Annotated in this window: 2 protein-coding genes; both read left to right on the top strand. The window is 32.9% G+C overall.

The window, feature by feature from the left end:
• Positions 1-192, top strand: a 192-nt coding sequence (locus QV04_RS11895; protein WP_231924879.1) for a hypothetical protein, incomplete at its 5' end; no start/stop codon positions are given.
• A 119-nt stretch (positions 193-311) separates the two neighbouring features.
• Positions 312-3,301: S6 family peptidase (locus tag QV04_RS11245; RefSeq protein ID WP_328585944.1), on the top strand; the 2,990-nt coding region annotated here is incomplete at its 3' end.

Raw genomic sequence — 3,301 nt, 5'->3', positions numbered from 1 at the left:
TCTTCTTTAGAAGAAATAGTAAGTAGTCAAAAATCCATCAATTTTGATCTTTTTAATGAAAACTTTCATTTATTTAATATTTATATGTATTGGAAAAAGAAATTATATATTTATAATCAAGTTTTCATTTTTATGAAAAACTATATAAAAATCTTAATGAAAAATATCTTATCTATTCAATTCTTTATTTGAGATTCTATATACTTCACCACTTTTTTTAATATCTAATAAAATTTATGCTATTACACTCTATTCTTCGATTTAAATATACTAAAGTTGCATTTTTTGTTTCATCTATTTTAGCAAGTGCGGTGGCAAATGCTTCTCGAGTTCGTGAGGATATTGATTATCAATATTTCCGTGATTTTGCAGAAAATAAAGGTCAATTTACAGTTGGTGCAAGTAATATTCCTATTTTTAATAAAAATAATGAAAAAATTGGGGTAATGATGCAAGGAATACCTATGCCTGACTTAAACATCGCTAACAAAAATGGTGGATTTGCCTCATTAATTGATAATGCTTTTGTAAGTAGTGTTCAACATAATAGAGGATATGGCAGTGTCCAATTTGGTGATCAGGATAATAAACCTGATTCTCATACTTTTGATTATTTACTGACTAGCAGGAATGAAATGACATCAGGAGAAAATGGATACTTAAAAAAACCTAGGGCATACGAAACAGATTATCACGTTCCGCGCTTGCATAAGTTAGTAACAGAAGTTGCGCCTATATCGGTAACAGATGCTTTTATTGAAAATAATGATAAAGAAAATTATAACACTTATGGCATTAATGGTAGTGGACGTTTTTTAAGTTATGTCCGTGTAGGAAGTGGAGATCAATCTGTTTATGATCTAGTAGAAAATAAGATTACAAACATAACTGATGCTTATAATTTTCTAACAGGTGGTGGAATACTAGGTGTTCATTCAGTACAAGGGCATACATTATGGTCAAAAGGAAACAAATTACCGGATAACACTTGGGTACAGGATTCAAGAAGCTTATTTGGAACTGATTATGGAGTAATGCCAACGTGGGGAGATGCTGGAGATAGCGGTTCACCATTACTGGGTTATGATTCTAAGTTAAAGAAATGGGTGGCTGTTGGTGTATTAATTGGTGGAACACAACCGCCTAATGCACCGTATATCACTGTTTTTAACATACATTACCCAGGTTATATTAAATTGGTTAAGGATAAGTTTACTGCTGGCATTGTTCAAAATAATACAAATACAGAATGGGAGTGGGCAGTAGATGATAATGACAAATCAACAAGCCATATTCATTCTGAGCAAGCATCATTAAAAGTGAATTTATATAATGAATCTTTATCCGCCAATGATAGTCACCAATCTCGTCCATCAATTGATTATGGACAAGATGTAATTTTTAATGGTGATACTGATGGAAAATTAATCCTAAACCAAGATATTAATCAAGGAGCGGGAGCACTTTATTTTAATACCAATTTTACAGTTGCACCAAAAGAAGATCAAACTTGGCTTGGTGGTGGTATTTCCATAGCCGAAGGGAAGTATGTTGTATGGAAAGTAAAAAATCCAGAAAATGACCGTTTATCAAAAATTGGTGCTGGAATGCTTTATGTAAATGGTAAAGGCAAGAATTTAGGGGATATCAGTATTGGTGATGGCACTGTTATTTTTAATCAGCGTGAAGATGAGAATGGGCTAAAACAGGCATTCAATAAAGTAGGCATCACTAGTGGGCGACCAATTTTAACTTTAAATAGTGAGGATCAAATTAATCCTGATAATCTTTATTTTGGTTTTCGTGGTGGGCGTCTAGATTTAAATGGGAATAGCTTAACTATGCAATATATTCGCCATAGTGATTCTGGGGCACAGATTGTTAACCATAATACTAACATAGGTGCAACACTAACACTTACAGGAACAGAACCTTTCACTGCTGATCAGATACAATGGGGACAACACGGAGAAAAAGGTAAAGATCTGTATGAATATAAAAATCAATGGGCTGCTGGCAGAACAGATTATTTTGTGTTAGTTGGTGATGAACCTTGGAGATACTATCCAACCAATCAAGATAGTTCAAAAAATTGGAAGTTTATCAGCAGTGATAAAGCAACAGCTATGCAATTTATTGTTGATAGTAAAAATACATCAACAGAATTTCGTTATAAAACTTTTGAAGGAACTTTAGGAGAAACTGATTTTAACAAAGGTAGTAATGGAGCATTAGATGTTATTTATCGCCCCAAAATAGCTAATTCAACACTTTTACTTAATGGAACGATAAATTTGAATGGTAATTTAGAGGTTGAAGAGGGCAATGTTATTATTTCTGGGCGTCCAGTTCCACACGCAAGAGACATTAATAATAAAGAAGTGATATTGGATAATGAGTGGATAAATACATCTCATACTGCGTCTGCAATGATAGTTAAAAACAGTGCTACTTTAACGATTGGTCGTAATGTTAGTGAGGTAAATACGATCTTTTCAGTAACTGACAAAGCTGTTTTAAATTTAGGATATCGGACAGGGCAGGATGTTTGTTATCGTTCAAACTATAGCGGTAATACACAATGCGATAAACCAAATTATTCTCAAGAGGTTCTAAATACTATTCCTCAAACATTAGTGAAAGGACATATTATTCTAGACAATGAAAGTACAGCTAATTTAAGTAATGTAATATTTCAAGGAAGGGCTATTGCTAAAGCAGGAACACATATAAATCTTTTTTCCAATAGTCTGTGGGAATTAACACAAAACAGTCAAGTAGGTTATTTAACTTTAGAGGATAATGCTCATATTGTACTAAAAAGCCGTCGTAATGGTTATACTAATTTAATTGTTCAAAATGATCTCAATGGGCAAGGTGTCTTAGATTTTAATACAAACATAGGTTCCTCATTAGGAAATAAATTAATAGTTAACGGAGCACTGCGAGGATCTTTAACTTTATTAGTTAAAGATCAAGCAAAAACATTATCTACAACAGATTCACTTACACTGATTCAGTTTAATCCAAATGAAGAAAATAATTTCACATTTATTTTGCAAAATAGTGAAAATGGTGAACCTTATGTTGATGCTGGAGCTTGGCGTTATAAAGCTAAAAAGAATTTAGATGCCATTGTTTTAACAAATCCTTATGTTAATCCGGATGCTCCGGAAAATATAAAAGAGAGAATAAAAGAAAAAGCAGCAGAATTACAAGCAAAACAAGCTGAACAAGAGCGCTTAGCGAAAGAGCAAGCAGAACAAGAACGTTTAGCGAAAGAGCGAGCTGAACAAGAACG

It is taken from the genome of Gallibacterium genomosp. 1 (assembly GCF_001678575.1).
Classification (GTDB): Bacteria; Pseudomonadota; Gammaproteobacteria; order Enterobacterales; family Pasteurellaceae; genus Gallibacterium.
The sequence above is the reverse complement of the archived record's forward strand: the minus strand, read 5'-3'. Positions and strand labels throughout refer to the sequence as shown.